Annotated in this window: 18 protein-coding genes and 1 pseudogene; 13 read left to right on the forward strand and 6 right to left on the reverse strand. The window is 58.9% G+C overall.

Translation table 11 applies throughout. The features are described from left to right. Nucleotides 1-137 precede the first annotated feature (137 nt). Together PL599_RS12465 and PL599_RS12470 are read left to right on the forward strand one after the other, a co-directional pair. Nucleotides 138-1,988: a M3 family oligoendopeptidase gene (locus PL599_RS12465; protein WP_269823821.1), complete on the forward strand. Its 1,851-nt coding sequence runs from the start codon at nt 138-140 to the stop codon at nt 1,986-1,988. 99 nt (nt 1,989-2,087) lie between these two features. Next, the gene (locus PL599_RS12470; protein ID WP_077983498.1) at nt 2,088-2,723 is read left to right on the forward strand and encodes an aminotransferase class IV family protein; all 636 of its coding nucleotides are present in this window, start codon (nt 2,088-2,090) and stop codon (nt 2,721-2,723) included. Here the strand turns inward: PL599_RS12470 and PL599_RS12475 are convergent. Continuing rightward, nucleotides 2,720-3,628: pseudogene (locus PL599_RS12475) on the reverse strand (diguanylate cyclase domain-containing protein). The gene PL599_RS12470 and the pseudogene PL599_RS12475 sit on opposite strands and share 4 nt — an antisense overlap. 258 nt (nt 3,629-3,886) lie before the next feature. On the opposite strand from PL599_RS12475, the gene PL599_RS12480 reads away from it, so the two are divergent. The 6 genes from PL599_RS12480 to PL599_RS12505 all read left to right on the forward strand — a co-directional run bounded on the left by PL599_RS12480 (nt 3,887) and on the right by PL599_RS12505 (nt 10,980). Beyond that, entirely contained in the window at nt 3,887-5,332 is a 1,446-nt protein-coding gene (locus PL599_RS12480; RefSeq protein WP_269823822.1) for a homospermidine synthase, read from the forward strand. A gap of 149 nt (nt 5,333-5,481) precedes the next feature. After that, nucleotides 5,482-5,856, forward strand: a complete 375-nt coding sequence (gene omp10, locus PL599_RS12485) for an outer membrane lipoprotein Omp10 (protein WP_077983501.1) — start codon at nt 5,482-5,484, stop codon at nt 5,854-5,856. Nucleotides 5,857-6,072: 216 nt separating this feature from the next. Beyond that, nucleotides 6,073-8,019: a 5'-nucleotidase C-terminal domain-containing protein gene (locus PL599_RS12490; protein WP_271359084.1), complete on the forward strand. Its 1,947-nt coding sequence runs from the start codon at nt 6,073-6,075 to the stop codon at nt 8,017-8,019. A 352-nt stretch (nt 8,020-8,371) separates the two neighbouring features. Next, nucleotides 8,372-9,406 carry a ferrochelatase gene (gene hemH / locus PL599_RS12495; protein WP_077983503.1) on the forward strand — a complete coding sequence of 345 codons (1,035 nt, stop codon included), beginning with the start codon at nt 8,372-8,374 and terminating at the stop codon, nt 9,404-9,406. Nucleotides 9,407-9,463: 57 nt separating this feature from the next. Beyond that, complete coding sequence (locus PL599_RS12500; RefSeq protein WP_077983504.1) at nt 9,464-10,513, forward strand: SPFH domain-containing protein; 1,050 nt, start codon at nt 9,464-9,466, stop codon at nt 10,511-10,513. 2 nt (nt 10,514-10,515) lie between these two features. Further along, a complete protein-coding gene (locus PL599_RS12505; RefSeq protein WP_269823824.1) occupies nt 10,516-10,980 on the forward strand; it encodes an NfeD family protein in 465 nt (154 codons plus the stop codon). Between the two features lie 20 nt (nt 10,981-11,000). Here PL599_RS12505 and PL599_RS12510 read toward each other — a convergent pair whose 3' ends face one another. After that, complete coding sequence (locus tag PL599_RS12510) at nt 11,001-11,996, reverse strand: KpsF/GutQ family sugar-phosphate isomerase (RefSeq protein WP_137411378.1); 996 nt, start codon at nt 11,994-11,996, stop codon at nt 11,001-11,003. A gap of 111 nt (nt 11,997-12,107) precedes the next feature. Then, on the reverse strand, nt 12,108-12,473 hold the full coding sequence (locus PL599_RS12515) for a PAS domain-containing protein (protein WP_137411377.1): 366 nt from the start codon (nt 12,471-12,473) through the stop codon (nt 12,108-12,110). A 419-nt stretch (nt 12,474-12,892) separates the two neighbouring features. Here PL599_RS12515 and uppP point away from each other — a divergent pair, with 419 nt between their 5' ends. Further along, nucleotides 12,893-14,398, forward strand: coding sequence for a polysaccharide biosynthesis protein UppP (gene uppP / locus PL599_RS12520; protein ID WP_269823825.1), 1,506 nt, complete (start codon nt 12,893-12,895; stop codon nt 14,396-14,398). 59 nt (nt 14,399-14,457) lie between these two features. Here uppP and galU read toward each other — a convergent pair whose 3' ends face one another. After that, nucleotides 14,458-15,345 (reverse strand): UTP--glucose-1-phosphate uridylyltransferase GalU, encoded by an 888-nt coding sequence (galU, locus tag PL599_RS12525; protein ID WP_077983509.1) that lies wholly within the window; start codon nt 15,343-15,345, stop codon nt 14,458-14,460. Nucleotides 15,346-15,540: 195 nt separating this feature from the next. Between galU and PL599_RS12530 the strand changes: the two genes are divergently transcribed. The 4 genes from PL599_RS12530 (at nt 15,541) to PL599_RS12545 (ending at nt 20,340) form a co-directional block, all read left to right on the forward strand. After that, entirely contained in the window at nt 15,541-16,764 is a 1,224-nt protein-coding gene (locus PL599_RS12530; protein WP_077983613.1) for a lytic murein transglycosylase, read from the forward strand. Nucleotides 16,765-16,829: 65 nt separating this feature from the next. After that, the gene (locus PL599_RS12535; protein ID WP_333782295.1) at nt 16,830-18,065 is read left to right on the forward strand and encodes an SGNH/GDSL hydrolase family protein; all 1,236 of its coding nucleotides are present in this window, start codon (nt 16,830-16,832) and stop codon (nt 18,063-18,065) included. Nucleotides 18,066-18,313: 248 nt separating this feature from the next. Then, the gene (locus tag PL599_RS12540) at nt 18,314-18,988 is read left to right on the forward strand and encodes a response regulator transcription factor (protein WP_269823903.1); all 675 of its coding nucleotides are present in this window, start codon (nt 18,314-18,316) and stop codon (nt 18,986-18,988) included. After that, complete coding sequence (locus tag PL599_RS12545) at nt 18,985-20,340, forward strand: sensor histidine kinase (RefSeq protein WP_142913482.1); 1,356 nt, start codon at nt 18,985-18,987, stop codon at nt 20,338-20,340. The genes PL599_RS12540 and PL599_RS12545 overlap by 4 nt, the downstream gene beginning before the upstream one ends. Before the next feature lie 83 nt (nt 20,341-20,423). On the opposite strand, the gene PL599_RS12550 is transcribed toward PL599_RS12545, so the two are convergent. Further along, complete coding sequence (locus tag PL599_RS12550) at nt 20,424-21,878, reverse strand: glutamate synthase subunit beta (RefSeq protein ID WP_077983512.1); 1,455 nt, start codon at nt 21,876-21,878, stop codon at nt 20,424-20,426. 15 nt (nt 21,879-21,893) lie between these two features. Then, nucleotides 21,894-22,052 (reverse strand): hypothetical protein, encoded by a 159-nt coding sequence (locus PL599_RS12555; RefSeq protein WP_269823827.1) that lies wholly within the window; start codon nt 22,050-22,052, stop codon nt 21,894-21,896.

Genomic DNA, 22,052 nt, shown 5'->3' on the forward strand with positions numbered 1-22,052 from the left:
TTCATGCGGTCCCTTATTCCGCACTCTGGCATGGGAGACTTGAACATCCAGTTTTGAGAATTGCTTGCATTTTATCCATTGCCGCGGGAAACAAGGTCCCCATATGCTTCGCACGCATAATCAGAAGGACACGTTCGATGACCCTCAACCGCCCGACCCCGCAACCCGTCTTCTCCCTTGCCGAAACCGCCGGTCCGGCGCTTGGCGACCTTCCCGGCTGGAAGCTGACGGACCTCTATCCATCGGGGGATTCGCCAGAATACAAGGGCGATCTCGACAAGGCGATGTCGATGGCGGCGGCTTTCGAGGAGAAATGGAAGGGCAGGCTTGAAGCTGCCGCAAAGGCGACGGGCGACAAGGGCATCGGCGCGGCGCTCAAGGAATATGAAGCGCTGGATGATCTCATCGGCCGCATCGGCTCCTTTGCCGGGCTCACCTATTTTTCCGATACGTCGAACCCGGCAAACGGCAAGCTTTACGGCGATGCCCAAGCGAAGCTGACGGATATTTCCTCCCACCTCCTGTTCTTCACCCTTGAGCTCAACCGCATCGATGACGCCACAATGGACGCCTGCATGGCGAATGACGCAGTAGCGGGTCACTACCGCCCCTGGCTGGTGGATTTGCGCAAGGACAAGCCGCACCAGCTCGACGATCAGCTGGAACAGCTTTTCCTCGAAAAATCGATGACCAGCGCAGCGGCCTTCAACCGCCTGTTCGATGAAACGATGGCCGATCTGCGTTTCGACATAGACGGTGCGAGCCTGCCGCTGGAAGTGACGCTCAACATGCTGCAGGAGCCGGAGCCGGAAACCCGCAAGAAGGCGGCTCAGGCGCTGAGCGCCACCTTCAAGGACAATCTGCGCGTCTTCACGCTCATCACCAACACGCTCGCCAAGGACAAGGATATTTCCGACCGCTGGCGCAAATTCGAGGATATTGCCGATAGCCGTCATCTCGCCAACCGCGTCGAGCGCGAAGTGGTCGATGCTTTGGCCGCGGCGGTCAAGAAAGCCTATCCGCGCCTCTCTCATCGTTATTACGCCATGAAGGCGAAATGGCTCGGCATGGAGCAGATGAATTATTGGGACCGCAACGCGCCGCTTCCCGATACGTCGAACACGATTATCCCTTGGGATGAGGCAAAGGACACGGTGCTTTCCGCCTATGGTAGTTTCGCCCCGGAGATGGCCGATATTGCCCGTCGTTTCTTCGATGAAGAGTGGATCGACGCCCCCGCGCGCCCCGGCAAGGCGCCGGGCGCCTTCGCGCATCCGACCGTGCCTTCGGCCCATCCCTATGTGCTGGTCAACTATCTCGGTAAACCGCGTGACGTGATGACGCTTGCCCATGAGCTTGGTCACGGCGTTCATCAGGTTCTGGCCGGCGAACAGGGCGCCTTGATGTGCGCCACGCCGCTGACGCTTGCCGAGACAGCCTCCGTTTTCGGGGAAATGCTGACCTTCCGCAAGCTGCTTGACGACACCAGAGACATCAGGGAACGCAAGGCCATGCTCGCCCGCAAGGTCGAGGATATGATCAACACGGTCGTGCGCCAGATCGCTTTTTATGAATTCGAGCGCAAGCTGCATACCGCCCGCAAGCAGGGCGAGCTGACTTCCGGGCAGATCGGCGAATTGTGGCTGTCCGTTCAGGCCGAGAGCCTTGGTCCGGCGATCCGGATTTCCGAAGGCTACGAGACATGGTGGACCTACATCCCCCATTTCATTCACTCGCCCTTTTATGTTTATGCCTACGCCTTCGGCGACTGCCTGGTGAACTCGCTCTATGCGGTTTATCAGAAGGCCGAGACGGGCTTTCAGGAGAAATATTTCGAGCTTCTGAAGGCGGGCGGCACCAAACACCATTCGGAGCTTTTGAAACCCTTCGGCCTCGACGCGACCGATCCCTCGTTCTGGGACAAGGGGCTTTCGATGATCGAAGGGCTGATCGACGAGCTGGAAGCGCTGGATAACAAACAGGCTTAATCTCTTCCGCCGGCAGGGCTATCCTATTTCGGACAAGCTTTGCCGGTTGATATTGCCGGCGGAAACACCGGTAAACAATTCAGGCGACGAGCACAGGTAATGAAACGCAAACCCGCCGATCTGACCTTGAGGGAAACCTTGCGCTGGGAGCCGCAGACCGGCTTTCAGCGCATCGACCAGCATATGCGCCGATTGCTGCGCTCGGCCGACGCGCTCGGTTTTCGCGCGCCGGTCAATGCGCTTCAGGTGCTGGAAAAGAAGGTGGGCGGCGAAAAGCCGCTCTGCGTCAGGCTGGTCATGAACTACAAGGGCGAACTCGACGTCGAAACCGCCGACTTCCAGCCCTTGCGGCAGGATACCGTCTGGCGGGTTCGCATCGCCCGGCAGACCACGCTCGATTCTTCCGACACCTTCTATCGTCACAAGTCCTCACGCCGCGAGCCCTATGACGCCGCGCGGGCCGAATTTTCAGCCGGAGAGGCCGACGAGGTTCTGCTCCTCAACGAGCGCGGCGAGTTGTGCGAGGGATCGTCGACCAGCATTTTCGTCGAAATGCCGGATGGGCAATTGCTGACGCCGCCGCTCGACAGCGGCATTCTGCCGGGGGTGCTGCGCGCCGATCTGATCCGCGACCGCAGGGCGCGCGGACAGTCGCTGAAACCGGACGACATTGCTGGCCGGAAACTCTTCGTCGGCAATTCGCTGCATGGATTGATTGCGGCGGAACTCGTCTAAACAGTCACCGCCAGAAGCCGGTCGCGGCCTTTGTCCTTGGCCGCATAAAGAGCCTGATCCGCCCGCATGAAAACATCATCCGTGCTTTCCGGTGCGCGATACACCGTCAGCCCGGCCGAGCAGCTGTAGGAAAAATCCGGGAATTCAGAGAGGGGTCTCGAAAGACGCACCTTCTGCAGCAGCCGTTCGACGATCTCCCGGCCCTCGGCCACCGTGCTGCGCGGCAGGACGAGCATGAATTCCTCGCCGCCGATCCTGCCGAAACAATCCACCCGCCGGATGACGGAATGGGCGATGCCGACGAAATCGCGAAGCACCGCATCCCCGCATTTATGGCCGAAACGATCGTTGATCTACTTGAAGAAATCGATATCGAGCGTGCACAGGCAAAAGGGCGTTTCCAGCCCCTTGGTAACCCGCTCCACCTGCAGAGCCAGCTTGGCGAAGACGAAGCGGCGGTTTGCGGTCCCGGTCAATTCATCCGTCTGCGAGGCGCGCACCGCCAGATCCCTGTCCTGTCTTAGCGTCCTGTAACCTTGGCGCAATTCGGTAACGTCGCTTGCGACACACAGCATCCAGCCATCCTGCTGCACCGTTTCCGTCATCCAGAACCAGCGGCCGTCATACATGTCCATCTCAAAGGCGCGATAAGCCAGCTTGCCGCGTCGGGATTGCGCCGACAACAGCCACCCCTCGAAATCATTGTTGCGGACGACGACGCCGCTGCGCAGCCGATGGTTCAACCGCATGATGTCCGCCCAGGTCGGAAAATCGTTGGCGGCAAGCTGAAAGCTTTCCCGAAACGACGGATTGGCATGGCGCAACCGATCCTCGGAATCGTAAAGGGCAATAAGAACGGGGGTGGGGCTCTGAAGCGCTGCGACACGCTCGATAAGATTATTCAACGGGCAACTCCCCTGCGATGGCGAAAACTCCCCCGTCGTCATCCGGCCAAAGCCCCCAAGCCTTTGGACATAGAGAGGAAAAGAAGAACTTAATTATAAACGCACTCTCTAAAATGCGAAGAGGCAGAATGCGGTGGAAAGGATGCCCGAGCCCGTCCTGTCATAACCATCGTCATATGTCCGTCATCCACCTGCCCTTTATTGTGGCACGCTTTTGTGATCTAGCTTACTTATTGGCTGAAAAAGGAAAATTGACGAATGACGGATGCAAACCACCCGATTTACGGCGATATTGACGGCCCCATCATCATGATCGGCTTCGGCTCCATCGGGCGCGGTACTCTTCCGTTGATCGAACGTCATTTCAATTTCGACAGGACCCGGCTCGTCGTCATCGACCCGCGCGAGGACATCGCCGCCTTTCTGGCCGAAAGGAACATCCGCCATATCCAGACGCATCTGACCAAGGAAAATTACCGCGAGATTTTGAAGCCGCTCCTCAAGGGCGTTCAGGGCCAGGGCTTCTGCGTCAATCTTTCGGTCGATGCCGCCTCCGTCGATCTGATGCGGATTTGCCGCAAGCATGGCATGCTTTACATCGACACGGTCGTCGAACCCTGGCCCGGGTTTTATTTCGACGCCGATGCCGACAATGCGGCCCGTACCAACTATTCGCTACGCGAGACCATGTTGAAGGAAAGGGCGCGCAAGCCGGGCGGCACGACGGCGGTTTCCACCTGCGGCGCCAATCCGGGCATGGTGTCCTGGTTCGTGAAACAGGCGCTCGTCAATCTCGCCAAGGATACCGGCCACGACATCGAGGAGCCACAGCCACATGACCGAGAGGGCTGGGCAAAGCTGATGAAGCGGCTTGGCGTCAAAGGCGTTCACGTGGCCGAACGCGACACCCAGCGGGCGAAGGAACCCAAGCCCTTCGGCGCTTTCTGGAACACATGGTCCGTTGAAGGTTTTATCGCGGAGGGTTTTCAGCCCGCCGAACTCGGCTGGGGAACACATGAAAACTGGATGCCGAAAAACGCGAAAAGACAGAAAAAGGGAAGCAAGGCGGCGATCTATCTCGACCAGCCCGGCGCCAATACGCGGGTGCGGACATGGTGTCCGGGTCTGGGTCCGCAATATGGATTTCTCGTCACGCATAACGAAGCGATTTCGATTTCCGACTATTTCACCGTCCGCAACGATGATGGCGACGTGACGTATCGGCCGACCTGCCATTATGCCTATCATCCCTGCAACGACGCCATTCTTTCCCTGCATGAACTTTTCGGCAATGGCGGCACCCCTCAGCCCATCCAGCATGTGCTTACCGAAGACGAGCTTGTCGACGGCGCCGATGAACTCGGCATTCTTCTTTATGGCCATGACAGGAATGCCTATTGGTATGGGTCGCGGTTGAGCCTGCAGGAGGCGCGTTTGCTTGCGCCCAACCAGAATGCCACCGGATTGCAGGTCAGTTCCGCGGTTCTGGCCGGCATGGTCTGGGCAATCGAAAATCCTGAAGCCGGCATCGTCGAGGCGGATGAAATGGATTACCGCCGTTGTCTCGAGGTGCAGCGCCCCTATCTCGGACCCGTGGAGGGCCATTATACCGACTGGAAACCGACCGATGGCCGCCCCGGCCTGTTTCCCGACAACATCGATACGTCCGACCCCTGGCAGTTTCGCAACATCCTCGTGCGCTGACGGGACGGAGTCTCATATTTGTCACGCAGAGGCTTTCCTGAATGACGTCAGGAACCGGGGAGAGCGAGCAACGTTGCCTTGAAATAAGAAACGCTTCACGGCATGGTCGAAGCATAGAAAGTTTCATCGAATCGCAGGAGAACAGGCTCATGAACTTCAAGACAAGCGCTGCTTTGCTTTCAGCCGCCATAGCGGTGTCTTCATGCGTCGCGCCGGGACCCTCGCAGCAGTCCTCGATGGCGCCTTCGCTTTCCCGCGGCCCGGCCGTCGACGGTCGCTGGATCGACCGTAACGGCATCGTATCGACCTTCCAGAACGGCGCCTTCTCCACCCGTTCGACCGACACCAACACGCTTCTGGCCTCCGGCACCTATGTCACGATTTCGCCGACGCTTTACGAAATCAACATGACCTCGCTGGTGCGCAACACGCAGTCGCGCGTAAACTGCGCCCTCGTCTCCCCGTCACAATTGAACTGCACGACGGATACGAACAGCCAGTTCTCGCTAACGCGCCAGGGCTGATAACGTTATCTTTTCAAAAAGATGATCTTCTAAAACGCACGCCTTGAGCGTGCGTTTTCGTTTATTGCGCACCCGTCATAATTTCGCTTGCGGCGATTGCCGCTAAATGGAAACATCGCGCTTTGAAAGACTGACATGATTTCAGATTAGGAAATGAGCACGGCTGGAGGATGATCGACCGGCCCGGGCTTCCGCTTTGAACAGGAGAGAGGGACCATGAAGAAAATTTTGGGACTGGGCATGCTGAGCGTTTCGGCGATAACGCTTTCTGCCGGAGCGGCTCTAGCCGATTACGAGCTCAACATTCTTCACATCAACGATTTTCACTCCCGTATCGAATCGATCAACAAGTTCGACTCGACCTGCTCGGCGGAGGAAGAAGGCAAAAACGAATGCTTCGGAGGCGCCGCCCGCCTTCTGACCGCAATCAATCAGACCCGTGACGCCCTGAAGGCCGACGGCAAGAACGTCCTCCTGCTCAATGCCGGCGACAATTTCCAGGGATCGTTGTTCTACACCACCTACAAGGGCACCGTGGAAGCGGAAGTTCTGAACGCCATGAAGTTCGACGCCATGACCGTGGGCAACCATGAGTTCGACGACAGCGAAGACGGGCTTGCCGGCTTCCTCGACAAGGTGCAGTTCCCCGTCGTGACCGCCAATGTGGTGGCCACCGCCGCCTCGAAAATCGGTGACCGCGTCAAGCCGTCCATCGTGCTCGAAGTCGGCGGACAGAAAATCGGGATTGTCGGCGCTGTCGCCAACGATACGGCAGAACTGGCAACGCCCGGTCCCAATATCACCATCGCCGAAGATGTCGCGAAAATCAGCGAGCAGGTGCAAAAGCTGAAGCAGGACGGCGTCGACAAGATCATCGCCCTCACCCATGTCGGCTATCCGCGCGATCTCGAATTCATCGCCAAAATCCCTGACGTCGACGTCGTGGTCGGCGGCCACACACATACGCTGCTTTCTAACACCGACCAGAAGGCCGAAGGCCCCTATCCAACCCTCGTCGACAATCCCGGTGGCTACAAGGTTCCGGTCGTTCAGGCCGGGCAGTACAGCAAATATCTGGGCGACCTCAAAGTGGTCTTCGACGACAGCGGCGTGGTCAAGGAAAGCAAGGGCGATCCCATCCTGATCGACTCCTCCTTCAAGCCCGATGAAGCCACGCTAAAGCGCATCGATGAGTTGAAGGCGCCGATCGAGACTCTGAAATCGAAGGTCGTCGGCTCCTCGGAAGGCCCGATCGAGGGAGACCGCAAGGTTTGCCGTGTGAAGGAATGCTCCATGGGGAATCTGGTGGCCGATGCGACGCTCGCCCGCGTCAAGGATCAGGGCGTGACCATCGCTTTCGCCAATAGCGGCGGCCTGCGCTCCTCCATCGATGCCGGCGATGTCTCCATGGGCGAAGTGCTGACGGTTCTGCCATTCCAGAACACGGTCGCGACCTTTCAGCTGAAGGGCGAGGATATTCGCGCCGCTCTCGAAAACGGCGTCAGTCAGATCGACGACAGCGCCGGTCGTTTCATGCAGGTTTCCGGCCTGAAATATTCCTTCGACCGCTCCAAGCCGGCCGGCAGCCGGGTCGTTTCGGTCGGGGTCAAGGAAGGCGACGCCTTCGTGCCTCTCGACCCCGCCAAGACATATATCGTCGCGGCCAATAATTACGTACGCACCGGCGGCGACGGCTTCAAGGTCTTTGCGACCAAGGCAGTCAACGCCTATGACTTCGGCCCCAACCTTGAGGAAGCCGTTGCGGCCTACATCACCGCCAACAGCCCCTATAAGCCCTACACGGATGGCCGCATCAGCGAAGTGACGCCTGCCGGTTATGTCGCTCCGGCAAAGCCTGCGGCACCCGCGCCGGCCGCAACCGCACCTGCGCCGGCCACCACACCGGCCCCCGCTCCCGCGGCACCCGCCGCCACTGCACCTGCTCCCACAGTACCGGCCGCCACGGCACCGGCCACGACGACGCCCGCCGCAACCGCTGCTGCCGCCAGCAAATATGTCGTTGAAAAGGGCGACTCGCTCTGGAAGATCGCAGCGGAGAAATATGGCGACGGCGCTCTCTGGAGCAGAATTGCCAAGGCAAACACGCTGAAGCATCCGAACCACATCGAGATCGGTGAGGAACTGGAACTACCGGCTCAATAAGCCGAACGGGAACAGACAGGGCAATTTGCCGCAGACAGGAAGCCGGCCCTCGGATATCGGGGCCGGCTTCCTATTTTCCTTTTAAAACAAATCGTTACGGATCAAATTTTTGCAAGGGACCGCGCGTGGCTTTCTCCCCCCGGGAAATAGCCTTCACCGGTAGTTTAATCCTGAAAAATTTCGTCTAGAACACGTGAACGAATTGACCGCACGAGCGTATAGCTCGGGCATCGTCGGCCCAAACCCCGCCGCGGTTGGCGTTCGGCGCGCATCAACAGAAGATGGAGCGTTTCAGCCCGATCCGGAACGAACCGCTCCTCACGCAAACAGTCAGAGTTTCAGGGTGTCATTCATGGCGACAGAACTATCCGCACTCCCCGCAAACCATCCCCGCACGGCATTTGGCAAGGTCGGCGTCCTGCTGGTCAATCTCGGCACGCCTGACGGTACGGATTATTGGTCGATGCGCCGTTATCTGGCGGAATTCCTGAGCGACAAGCGGGTAATCGAATGGTCGCGTCTCTACTGGTATCCGATCCTTTACGGCATTGTCCTCAACAAGCGCCCGCAGAAAGTCGGCAAGGCCTATGAGGAAATCTGGAACCACGAGCGCAACGAAAGCTATCTGCGCACCTATACACGCAGCCAGGGCGAGTTGCTGGCGGAAGCGCTGAAAGACCTGCCAAATGTTGTGGTCGACTGGGGCATGCGTTACGGCCAGCCCTCCATCGCCTCGAGAATCGACGCGCTGAAGGAACTGGGCTGCGAAAAAATCCTGCTCTTCCCGCTTTATCCGCAATATGCTGCGTCGACGACGGCAACTGTGAACGACAAGGCTTTCGAACACCTGATGAAGCTGCGCTGGCAGCCAGCCATCCGCACCGTCCCGCCATATCATGACGATCCGGCCTATATCGAGGCGCTTGCCGCCTCGGTGAAAAACCATCTGGCGACGCTGGACTGGGAACCGGAAATGCTGATCACGTCATTCCACGGCATTCCGCAATCCTATTTCAAAAAAGGCGATCCTTATTATTGTCACTGCCAGAAAACCGCCCGGCTGCTGCGCGAGGCGCTGGGGCGTACAGAGAAAAATTTCATGATCACCTTCCAGTCGCGTTTCGGGCCGGAGGAATGGTTGCAGCCCTATACCGACAAGACCGTGGAAAAGCTGGCGTCGGAAGGCGTCAAGCGCATCGCCGTGATGAATCCCGGCTTCGTTTCGGATTGTCTTGAGACACTGGAAGAAATCGCCGGTGAAGCGGGCGAGATTTTCCTGCATAATGGCGGAGAGAAATTTACCCATATTCCCTGCCTGAACGACAGTGCCGAGGGCATGAATGTTCTCGAAAAGGTTGTGAGACGGGAGTTGCAAGGGTGGGTATAATCTTGCCATAACGAAGCCGGGCTAAAGCCCGCATGGTTCTGATCTGGAGGAAAAGTGATGATTGCATTGGGCGGTTTCGATATCGTCGTGCTGGCGGCAGTGGTTCTGGTCATTCTGGTGCTGTTTGCCGGCATCAAGACCGTGCCGCAGGGATATCGCTACACGGTTGAACGTTTCGGGCGTTATACCCGCACGCTCGAACCGGGCCTTAACCTGATCATACCCTTCTTCGAGCGTATCGGCGCCCGCATGAATGTGATGGAACAGGTGCTGGATATCGCCACCCAGGAAGTCATTACCCGCGACAATGCCAGCGTTTCTGCCGATGCGGTGGCCTTCTACCAGGTTTTGAACGCCGCGCAGGCCGCCTATCAGATCGCCAATCTGGAAAACGCCATCCAGAACCTTACCATGACCAATATCCGCTCGGTGATGGGCTCGATGGACCTCGACGAGTTGCTGTCGAACCGTGACGCCATCAACGATCGCCTGCTGCGCGTGGTCGATGAGGCCGTCGGGCCATGGGGTATCAAGGTCACCCGCATCGAAATCAAGGACATCGCGCCGCCGAAGGATCTCGTCGATTCCATGGCCCGGCAGATGAAGGCGGAGCGCGAAAAACGCGCACAGGTGCTGGAAGCCGAAGGCGCCCGCAACGCCCAGATTCTGCGCGCGGAAGGCGCAAAGCAATCCGCCATTCTTGAGGCCGAAGGCCAACGCGAGGCGGCGTTCCGCGACGCCGAGGCGCGCGAACGTCTGGCCGAGGCCGAGGCCAACGCCACCCGCATGGTCTCGGAAGCCATTGCCGCCGGCAATGTCCACGCCATCAACTATTTTGTCGCCCAGAAATACACCGAGGCGCTCGCCGAGATCGGCACCGCGAAGAATTCCAAGATCGTGCTGATGCCGATGGAGGCTTCGGCGCTGATCGGTTCCCTCGGCGGTATCGGCACGATTGCGAAAGAGGTTTTCGGCGAAAGGGGCGACGCACCGACTGCGCCTGCCACCTCCACGGCGTCCCGCTCCGTGCCGCCGACGCGACCCTCCGGCCAGAGCATCAACGTCACGATCCCTGGTAATCCATTCGGTTCTTCGTCGGAGAAATGACGATGTTACAACAGCTTGCCACTGAGCTGGGGCCGTGGAGCTGGTGGATCGTCGCCTTCGTGCTTCTGGCCGCCGAACTCATCGCTCCCGGCGTGTTCCTGATTTGGATCGGCCTCGCCGCGCTGGTTATCGGCGCGGTCTCGCTGCTTTTGTGGGATGCTGCATTCTGGGCCTGGCAATTGCAGTTGGTGCTGTTTGCCGCGCTCTCCATCGTTTTCGCCCTGCTCGGCCGGAAATATTTCGGAAGAAACCGGGCTGCAAGCGACGAACCCTTCCTCAACCAGCGGGAGGCAAGCCTTGTCGGACGCACCGCGACCCTTCAGGAACCGATTGTCGAAGGGCGTGGCCGGATCAGGCTGGACGACACATGGTGGCCGGTCAACGGCGAAGACATGCCGGCCGGCACCCGGGTAAGAATAGCTTCCGCACGCGGACGCACGCTGACAATCGAGCCGCTAGACCGATAAGTTCAAGATCGGCGACAGCTTCAAGCCACGCCAATTCTCAAGAGATCGTGGAAATGCACCAGCCCAATGGGCCGGTTATCCTCATCGATGACAATCAGCGCGCCAATGTGGAATTTTTCCAGCGTCGCCAGCGCACTGGTCGCCAGCACGGATTTTTTGACGGTTTTCGGCGTGCGGGTCATGATGTCATCGACCGTCATCTCGGCGAGGTTGCGCGACAGGTTGCGCGCCATATCGCCCTCGGTGACGATGCCGCACAGGCGGCCATCCTCGTCCAGAACGCCGACACAGCCGAAATGCTTGCGCGAGAGAACACCGACTGCTTCCGGCATGGCCGTTCCCTTGTTGACCAGCGGCACGCGATCGCCCGTATGCATGATATCGCCGACCAGCGTCAGGCTCGCCCCCAGCTTGCCGCCGGGATGGAACACCTTGAAGTCACCCGCAGTGAAATTGCGCGCCTCCAGCAGCGCAACGGCCAGGGCATCGCCCAGCGCAAGCTGCATCAACGTAGAGGTCGTCGGCGCAAGGCCGAGCGGGCAGGCTTCCTGCTCATTGGGAACCAGCAGCACGATGTCGGAAGCCCGCGCCAGCGATGAATTTTCCGAACAGGTGAGCGCGATCAGCGGAATCGAGAAACGGCGGGAATAATTGATGATGCTGCGCAATTCAGCGCTTTCACCACCCTTGGAAATGGCCAGTACCACATCATCGCCGCCGATCATGCCGAGATCGCCGTGATTGGCCTCAGCCGCATGCACAAAAAAGGCGGGCGTGCCGGTGGAAGCGAAGGTGGCGGCAAGTTTTGCGCCTATATGGCCGCTTTTTCCGACCCCGGTAATGATGAGACGGCCATTCGACTGGCCGATGGTCTCGATCGCCTTGCAGAATGGGTCAGAAAGACCGTTCCTCAGAGCATCCTCGAGGGCGGCAAGGCCAGCCCGCTCCATTGAGATCGTCCGCACGGCGGATTCGATGGCGTTGTCTTCGACCAATTTGACGGCGCGTGTAATCATGGCCGACTGTTACTCTTTCAACCGAAATAAGTCCACTCTTCACCGGCGGGCGCAGGGTTTTAGTAGATACCGCCCGAAAATCTCCAACGGTTTCGGTAAAGCGGCGCCTCGTCAATGACGCCGATCCGGCGGAGAAATCTCCTCCATCGTTCCAAGCCGTTTGAAGGGGATGTTTTCCTCGTCGACCAGATACCGCCCGAGCGTCCTTACCCATGAGACCGAGCCGTCGCTGCGGCGCACGGCGTATTCCTGATTATAAAAACTTGCGGCCTTCAGGGTGATCAATGCCGATTCGATCACGCGGTTTCGATGATCGAGATCCACTTTTTCAAGCATCTGAAAAATGCTGATCCCCTGCATTGCCTGTCGCAGCGGAATCCCAAAGAGTTTGGCACATACTTCGTCTAGATAGAAACGGTCATTGGTAATATCCCAACAATAAAAACCGAGCTGCTTGGTGTTCAAAACCGGATTCATGAAACGATGCTGTCACACAAAATAAAATTCAATACCACTTGCTGGGCAATAGAAGATCAGCCCATATAAACCATAGGGCGATTCCGCACCAAATTGAAACGTTTTAATCTTCTCATATTAGGAATATTTTGCATTCTTGACCATTTTCTTCCAGTCATGGTGACGGGTGAAATCGTCCCACCGGGCCTGATGATCGGCGCCGTTGGCTTTGCGCTCCTACCATAACACCGAAATCCCGGCGATGTTTATCAACTGTTAACCATAAAAAACCTATTGTTAAAGCGATGTTAAAACTTGCGTCGCCTGTCTGGTCCCTGGTTTCTTCACGTCATTTCATCGGCCTATTACTCATCGGGCCTGAGGGGATGTCTTGGTGGCCCTTCGATCCGGCATCGGCCAAACTTGCCGGGTGAAAAGGAATGAACGTGAAGGGCGCCGCCACACGTCTGCCGACGTCGCGGAAAGCAGCAACCCTGCTGCTCGCCTGCACGATTTTTTACCCGCAGGGAAGCGTCTTCGCGCAGACTGCAACGACAGCCATACCTGTCTTGCCGGGCGCCGCTTCTGCCGTCGACGGAGCAGCTTCACCCACACCGGCGACGGACAGTGGGGTGAGCACTGGCACTGGCGCTGTCACGGCCACAGCTACGACCACGCCCGCACCACAACTCTGGCGTCCCTCCACCAATCCCGGCGATCCTATTTACGAACAGCAGGACGACGCAAGCCAACCCTCTGCCGAGGCCGAAAACCCCTATGAGCCGACGGTAGACGGTGGCGAAAACCCACGGATAGCGACCGAACCCGGACAGACGCCCGGCATCCGGCTCGGCACGTTCCTGCTGCGACCGTCAATCAGCCAGACGATCAATACGGAAAAGCAGACGAATACCGGCGGCCCCTCCAGACGCAACTATCTGACGACAGGCATACGCGGCACGCTCACCAGCGACTGGTCCCGTCATGCTTTGACGGTGACGGGCGACGGGGCCTGGGAGAGGAACTTCGGCAGCGACAAGGACGGCGAAGAGCCCCGGGCAAGGATAGAGGCCGATCTACGCATCGATCTCGGTGAAGAAACGACGGCCAATCTCAAGGCCGGTTATGAATTCAGCCGTGAGGACACGACGGACCCCAATGCTCTCACCGGCGCTGCCGTGCAGGGCGGTGAGCACCGCTTCACCACCGGCGCGTCGATAGAGCGGGATTTCGGCAAGCTGCGCGGCCTGGCGGCGCTCGATCTGTCGCGCACGGTCTATACGGATGCGAAAGGCATCGACGGCCGGCCGATCAGCCTCAGCGACCGCGATCAGAACGGCGCGAACCTGCGTGGACGCATCGGTTATGAGTTGTCGCCGGCGCTCATCCCCTTCCTGGAACTGAATGCCGGGACGACCAAATATGACAGGCGTCTCGACAATTCCGGCTATGCCCGTTCCTCCAATGCCTATGGGGCGAAGGTCGGCGCGGAAGTCGATCTTGGCGAGAAGACCCGCGGCGAGGCCGCCATCGGTTATTTGCGCAAGCAATATGACGACGATCGCCTTGCCTCGATCGGCGCATTGACGCTGGATGGCGAGCTCAACTGGTCACCCCAGCGCGGTACGAACGTCAATCTCGGTCTGCGCACGACGATAGAGGACTTCGCCGGCGGACCACAGGGCGGCTGGGTTTCCTATCGGTTGGATGCCGGCCTGACCCACGAATTGCGCAGCAACCTCGTTGCCCGCCTGACGGGACAGGTCGTGCATCGCACATTCCCCTCTTCAGACATGGAAAATGCCGTTGAATATACCGCAGGCGCCGGCCTGACCTGGGGGTTGAACCGCTATCTCGACCTGACGGCGGACGTCAGCTACCAGTGGACACCGGTTTATGACAGCAGCGAGCTACGTGTCGGCGCAGGACTTGTCCTCAAGCGATAGGCTTCGGCCAAAAAGAAATCCCGGCGCTGAGGCCGGGATCCCGTTTCTGTTCTGGTGGATTACTTCAGCCCGTCGATCAGGGCCTTGATCGGCTCTTCGATCGCAGGGCGAATATCGCCACGCTCCAGCGCGAAAGCGACGTTGGCAAGAATGAAACCATCCTTGGCGCCGCAGTCGAAGGTCTGGCCGCGGAAATGATAGCCGGAGAACTGCTGTGATTTGGCAAGCGTCAGCATGCCGTCCGTCAGCTGGATTTCGTTGCCGGCGCCACGCTCCTGATTTTCGAGAATGTCGAAAATCTCGGGCTGAAGGATGTAACGGCCGTTGATATAGAAATTCGACGGCGCCGTACCCTTGGCCGGCTTTTCGACCATTTCCGTGATCTTGAAACCTTCGCCCACGGCGTCACCCACGCCGACGATACCGTATTTATGCGTCTGATCGGGAGCGCATTCCTGCACCGCGATGACGTTGCCCTGGGTCTGGTCGTATAGTTCGACCATGCCCTTCAGGCAGCTTTTCTGCGAATGCATGATCATGTCGGGCAAAAGCACGGCGAAAGGCTCGTCGCCGACGATATCGCGGGCGCACCAGACCGCATGGCCGAGACCAAGCGGCACCTGCTGGCGGGTGAAGCTCGCGGTGCCCGCCTTGGGCAGAAGGCCGGCCAGCAATGTCAGCTCGGCATTCTTGTTGCGCTCGCGCAGCATCTGTTCGAGTTCAAATTGAATATCAAAATAATCTTCGATCACCGCCTTGCCGCGGCCGGTGACAAATACAAAATGCTCAATGCCCGCTTCCGCCGCCTCATCGACGACATATTGAATGACCGGCTTGTCGACGACGGTGAGCATTTCTTTCGGAACCGCCTTGGTTGCGGGCAGGAAACGCGTGCCGAGACCCGCGACCGGAAATACGGCCTTCCGAATTTTCTTCTGTTCTACCACATATCCCTCCTGAGAGATAAAGCTTGATCACAATCCCCGCACGCTGTTGTTATTTCAAAAATAACAACGTTTTGTAAAGGGTGACGCTACCATCTATTAATGGTAAAGAATTTGTTGACGTTCTTTTGTTATCCATGATGACGCCCGATGCGTTTTCGCAATCGAAATGACATTCGAGAGAACGAAAGACAGACGATGACAAAGATGATCCTTTCCGATGTCCGCAAATTCGGCTGCATGGTGGTTGCAGGCCTGGCAATCTCGCTGGCGCCCGTTTCGGCCCGCGCCGATCAAGGATTCCGTCAGTGGATCAACCAGTTCTACGCAACAGCCGCAAAAGAAGGCATTAGCAGAGCGACATATCAGAAGGCCTTTGCCGGTGTCAGCGAGCCGGATCCCGACGCGCTGCGCAAGGCCACCTTCCAGCCGGAATTCACCACGCAAATCTGGGATTATCTCGATTCCCGCGTCAATCCGTATACAGTGCGGATCGGCCGCGAGATGAAGATGAAGCACGCAACGACCCTCAACTGGATCGAGCGTAACTTCAATGTCGACAAGCATATCATTCTGGCCATCTGGTCGATGGAATCGAATTACGGTGCGGTTCTCGAAAAGCCTGAGCGGCTGCACAATATTCCGCAGGCGCTGGCAACACTCGGCTATTCCGACCCCAAACGCGCCAAATTCGCGCGCACGCAATTGATCGCCGCTTTGAAGATTCTCCAGGCGGGCGATGTGACGCCGAAACAGCTGACGGGCTCCTGGGCGGGCGCGATGGGTCATACCCAGTTCATCCCCACCAGCTACCTGCTTTATGCGGTGGATGCGGATGGCAACGGCAAGCGCGACATCTGGCGCTCCATTCCGGACGCGCTGGCGACCGCGGCCAATCTGCTTTCCAAGAACGGCTGGCAGCCGGGACGGACCTGGGGTTATGAAACCGCCGTTCCGCGTGGCGGCGCCCGTTATGAAGGGCAGACCAAGACCATTGCGGAATGGGCGAAGCTTGGCTTCACCCGCCCGAACGGCAAGAACTTCACCCGCGGATCCGATCGCGCCATGCTGAAGTTGCAGGGCGGGGCAAACGGCCCCGGTTTCCTGATGATGAAAAACTTCTTCACCATCAAGAAATACAACGCCTCCGACAGCTATGCGCTCGCCGTCGGCCTGCTTGCGGATGAGATCGCCGGTTATGGCGGCATGCAGCAGAAGTGGCCACGCCCCGATGGGACGCTGGATATTCGCGAAAAATTCGAGCTGCAGACCCGCATGAAGGAACTCGGCTATTATAACGGTGAGGTCGATGGGAACTTCGGCTCCGGGTCGAAAGCCGCAATCAGCGCCATCCAGTCGCGCATGGGTATGGAAACCGACGGCCAGCCGTCGCAGCGGTTGCTGAGAGCCTTGCGTAATTAATAATGTGCCGGTGAATTCGGCGGCTATCAAGAAACGCCGCCGAAATATCCGGAAGGGTTGATGTGATGAGTGGGAAGCCTCAGGTGAAAAACGGAAGAACCGGCTGGCGTTTCTTGGCCGTCCTTCTTTCAGCCGTCCTTACCGTGCCGCTCGTTCCTTCCGAAAGCTCCGCACAGGAGCAACGGCGTACACTGTTTGAAATGCTCTTTGGCAAACCGGTGGGCCGCGACGGCGGATCCGGGCGCGACTACCAGCCCCGCAACCGCCGCGACTTTCCGTCTGCTCCGCGCGAAAGATCGGTCACCCGCCCCCAACCCACCAGAAAAGCGCCCTCGGTGGTTCAGATGCGGACCGCAAAGCCGGAGCCAGCCGCCAAGCTTGAAAATGCGCGGCGCGTTCTGGTCATAGGCGATTTTCTCGCCGGCGGCATGGGGGACGAACTGGTCAATGCCTTTGCCAATTCGCCTGCAATCGCCGTCGATGTGCGTGCCAACGGCTCCTCCGGCCTCGTGCGTACCGATTATTACGACTGGTTCAAAAATCTTCCGCAGTTTATCAGCGAAACCAATCCGGCTACCATTGTCATCATGATCGGATCGAACGATCGCCAGCAGATGCAGATCGGCGACACCAGGGAAAAGTTCGGCACGGAGGTCTGGTTCAAGGAATATGAACGGCGGATCGACGAGCTGCTGGCGCTTGCCGGACGCCAGAAGGCGCCGCTGCTGTGGGTCGGCCTGCCTGCCTTCCAGTCGCCGTCGCTTTCGGCCGATCTTGTCGGTTTCAACCGGCTTTATCGCAGCCATGTCGAAAAATATGGCGGTGAATTCGTGGACGTCTGGGACGGTTTCGTCGATGAGGCGGGAAAATTCGTCATTACCGGTTACGACATGAACGGCCAACAGGCCCGCCTGCGCGAGGCTGATGGCATAGGCATGACCCAGGCCGGCAAACGCAAGCTTGCATTTTACGTTGAGAAATTCGTGCGCAGACACCTCGATAGCGCCGGACCGGACCTTGTGAAACTGGACGGCAGCAATCTACCGGCACTTACCTCCCTGCCCGCACTCGGCATCGATGCCGGGCAGGTGCGCACCCAGCCTATCAGTCTCACCGATCCCAATCTCGACGGCGGCGACAAGCTGTTAGGCGATGCGCCTTTGGCCGCCGGGCCGACACGCGTCTCCGTGGTGGAATCGCCACGCGAAAGGTTGACCAAGCGCGGCGAGATGGCCGATGCGCCGGCAGGCCGTATCGATGACTATCGTGTGGCGCCCGATACCGCGCAGACAAAACAATAGAGGCTTTCGGAGCGGCCCGACCGCCCCGTAGCGGGCGTAATGTTTAGGCAATCCGGACATGACAGGATAGGTACAGCTTTGCAGGAATGCGGGGTTGGCCATCCGCCATCCCCAGTCCCTTTTTTTGCATGGCGACATCGATTTGGCGGCGACGCCTCGCTTGTCCTTAGCGCGAGCGGCGTCGACGTTTTTGCCTTTCGCCGCGCCCCTTCCCGGAAGGGATACCGGACAATACCGAGATGGAATTCATGCGCCTGCTGCTTGTTGAAGACGAACGCGAAATGGCAGCAGCCCTGTCCGCCGCGCTCCACCGGTTCGATATTATCGTGGATACGGTCGGCACGCTCGATCTTGCCCGTCACGCCATCATGGACGGCGTCCATGACCTTGTCGTGCTTGACCGGCAATTGCCCGATGGTGACGGCATCCAGCTTATCGAAGATTTGCGGCTCCTGCCCCTCACCCCGCCCGTCATCGTGCTGACGGCGCAGGGAGCGCTTGTGGATCGGGTGAACGGTCTGAACCTCGGCGCGGACGACTATCTGGCCAAACCATTCGCGGTCGAGGAACTGCTTGCGCGCATCCGCGCCCTGATGCGCCGGCCGGCCGGCGCCGTGACGATGACGGCAAAACTGGGCAGGCTGGAATTCTGCTTCGAAACCCGCGAAGTGCGCATCAAGGGTGAATTCCTTCCGCTGACCAGACGCGAACTGCTGATCCTCGAAGCCCTGTTGCGGCGACAGGGCAGGACGGTGCTGCGCTCATTGCTCGAGGAAGCCGTTTATAATTTCGACGATGAGATCCAGTCCAATGCACTCGATTCCCATATTTCCCGCTTGCGCCGCAAATTGGCGGCCGCGGATGCGGGCCTTGAGGTCCATGGCATTCGCGGCGTGGGTTACCTGCTGAGGGCGACCTTGTGAAGCTGGCCAGAAGAAAATCGCTCAAGCGCCGGCTGACCCTTCAACTGCTGTTGTTCCAGATCGGCAGCCTGTTCTTCGTCACCGCCGCCATGGTTACCTATATGTCGAGCGGCGGTGCAGGCAGCGCGCTGCTCAGCCCGGAGGCGGCCCAGACAACCGCCAACGCGATCATACGGAATGAAGATAATCGGCTGGTTCTCAAAGAAACGCCCGAATTCGTCAAGCTGCGCAGCAATACCTCCGATTTCTGGTTCGTCGCGGTCAGCGAAAACGGTGAGATCGTGCAGGGCGGGCAGGTGCCCGAGGCATTCAGCAATATGGATCAGCAATTGAGCGACATCAGGGTCTCAGACGTGCGCGACGCGGCGCTGTCCTATTCCTACCTCGCCGTGGTGCGAATCGCCGTCGTTCGCCGCGCTTCGGGGCCGGCGGGAGAATTCGTCATGATCGGCAAAGGCGGGCCGTTCAGCATGACGTTACCGGTTTTGTTGTTTTCGAACATCTTGATCATGCCTGTCCTCATTCTCATGTCCATCGTGACGGTCGTGACCATCCCCTGGATCATCCGCAGGGAATTTCGCGCCCTTTCCACCATTGCTCGCACAGCGGAAACCATCGATATCGACAGGCGCGGATACCGATTGCCGGATGGCGATATTCCGAAGGAAGTGCAGCCTCTCGTTCACGCCGTCAACGGCGCGTTGAAGCGACTGGACGACGGCTACGAACGACACAAGCGCTTCATTCTCGATGCCGCCCATGAATTGCGAACCCCCGTCGCCATTCTCCAAACCCGCGTTGAAACGCTACTGGACGGCCCGGCCCGCAGCAGAATATTGGCGGATGCCAGCCGTATCGCCGTGCTGGCCGAACAATTGCTCGATTTGCAGCGCCTTGGCGGGCAGAAGGCCCCTCTGGTCCCGCTTGATCTTGTCAACCTGTGCAGATCGGTCGTCGCTGACATGGCCCCGCTCGCCATATCACAGGGATATGCGCTGTCCTTCGAACCGGAGGAAGAGCCGATCCTCGCCCTTGCAGACCACGCTTCGTTGCAGCGCGCCCTGATGAACATCGTGCAAAACGCCATCGAACATGGCGGCAATCGCGGCACGATCACGATAAGGGTGGCAGCAAACCGGGTGATCGAGATAGCCGACGAAGGCAATGGCATTCCCGAAGAGGACCGGGAACTGGTTTTCGATGCCTTCCACCGCGTGCGACCGAAAGATCGCGGCACCGGGCTTGGGCTCAACCTCGTGCAGGAAATCGTCCGCTATCACGGTGGGGAAATTACCATCAGCGATGCTTCCACCGGTGGCGCCTGCTTCCGTATCACCCTTCCCTATTGCTGAAGAAAAGTCCTCATTTTCGCAACCAAAAGAAAAGGCCTGTTGCATCTGCAACAGGCCTTTTCGGCTCGTATTACCGTCAGTGCTTAGCGCGGAAGGACGGTCGCACCCATCAGCGCTTCATCGATTGCACGCGCCGCCTGGCGGCCTTCCCGGATCGCCCAGACCACCAGCGACTGGCCACGGCGCACGTCGCCCGCCGCCCAAAGCTTGTCGACCGAAGTCTTGTAGTCGGTTTCATTGGCGATCACATTGGTGGAACCGCGACGGTCAGTGTTGAGCTTCAGCTTGCCGTCCATTTCCTTCAGCACGCTGTCCGTGAAGGGACCTGAAAAGCCGATCGCGATGAACGCAAGATCGGCCTTGATGATGAATTCCGTGCCAGCAATCGGCTTGCGGCGGTCATCCACCTGGCAGCACTTCACTCCTGTCAGCACGCCGTCTTCGCCGACGAATTCGAGCGTCGCCACCTGGAACTCGCGGATGGCGCCTTCGGCCTGCGAGGACGAGGTACGCATTTTCGTCGCCCAGAAGGGCCAGACCGCCAACTTGTCTTCCTTTTCCGGCGGCATCGGGCGGATGTCGAGCTGGGTGACCTTCACGGCACCCTGACGGAAAGCCGTACCGACGCAGTCAGATGCGGTATCGCCGCCACCGACAACGACGACATGCTTGCCGCCGGCAAGGATAGGATCGGCCGGCCAGCCAATGCTGTCGATATTTTCGCGACCGACGCGGCGGTTCTGCTGCACGAGATAGGGCATGGCATCGTAGACGCCATGCAGATCGGCGCCGCCGATACCGGCCGGGCGCGGGGTTTCCGAACCGCCGCAATAAAGCACGGCATCGTGGTCGGCCAGAAGCGCTTCGACCGTTACATCGACGCCGACATTGACGCCGCAATGGAAGGTGACGCCTTCGCCCTTGATCTGCTCGACACGGCGGTCGATGAAGTTCTTCTCCATCTTGAAGTCCGGAATACCGTAACGCAGCAGGCCGCCGGGTTTAGATTCGCGCTCATAGACATGAACCTCGTGGCCGGCGCGGCCCAGCTGCTGCGCAGCCGCCATGCCCGAAGGACCGGAACCGATGATGGCGACCTTCTTGCCGGTGTGGATCGTCGCGGGCTTCGGCACGATGAAGCCCAGCTCATAGGCCTTGTCGGCAATCGCCTGCTCGACGGTCTTGATGGCGACCGGCGCATCCTCGAGGTTCAGCGTGCAAGCCTCCTCGCAGGGTGCCGGACAGACGCGGCCGGTGAACTCCGGGAAGTTGTTGGTGGAGTGGAGGTTGCGGATCGCCTCTTCCCAATTGTTATTATAGACCAGATCGTTCCAGTCCGGGATCTGGTTATGCACGGGACAGCCCGTCGGGCCGTGACAGTAGGGAATGCCGCAATCCATGCAGCGTGCCGCCTGCTTCTGCACCTCGGCATCCGACATCGGAATGGTGAATTCGCGGAAATGGCGGATACGATCCGATGCGGGCTGATACTTGCCCACCTGACGGTCGATCTCCAGAAAACCTGTAACCTTGCCCACGTTTAAATCCTCACGTCAAAGCGGAGCGCCTGTCGGGCCCCAGTACCAGTAAGCGAAACCCATAGCCGCCCCCAGCACGATGAACTCAAATCCGGTCTCGCCGCTCGTCCAGGTGACCGCCATGGGAACGGCGGCCGCTGTTATCAGCGAGATCAGTTGGTGTAGTATCCTCAC

The organism is Agrobacterium sp. ST15.16.055 (assembly GCF_027956555.1).
GTDB lineage: Bacteria > Pseudomonadota > Alphaproteobacteria > Rhizobiales > Rhizobiaceae > Agrobacterium > Agrobacterium salinitolerans.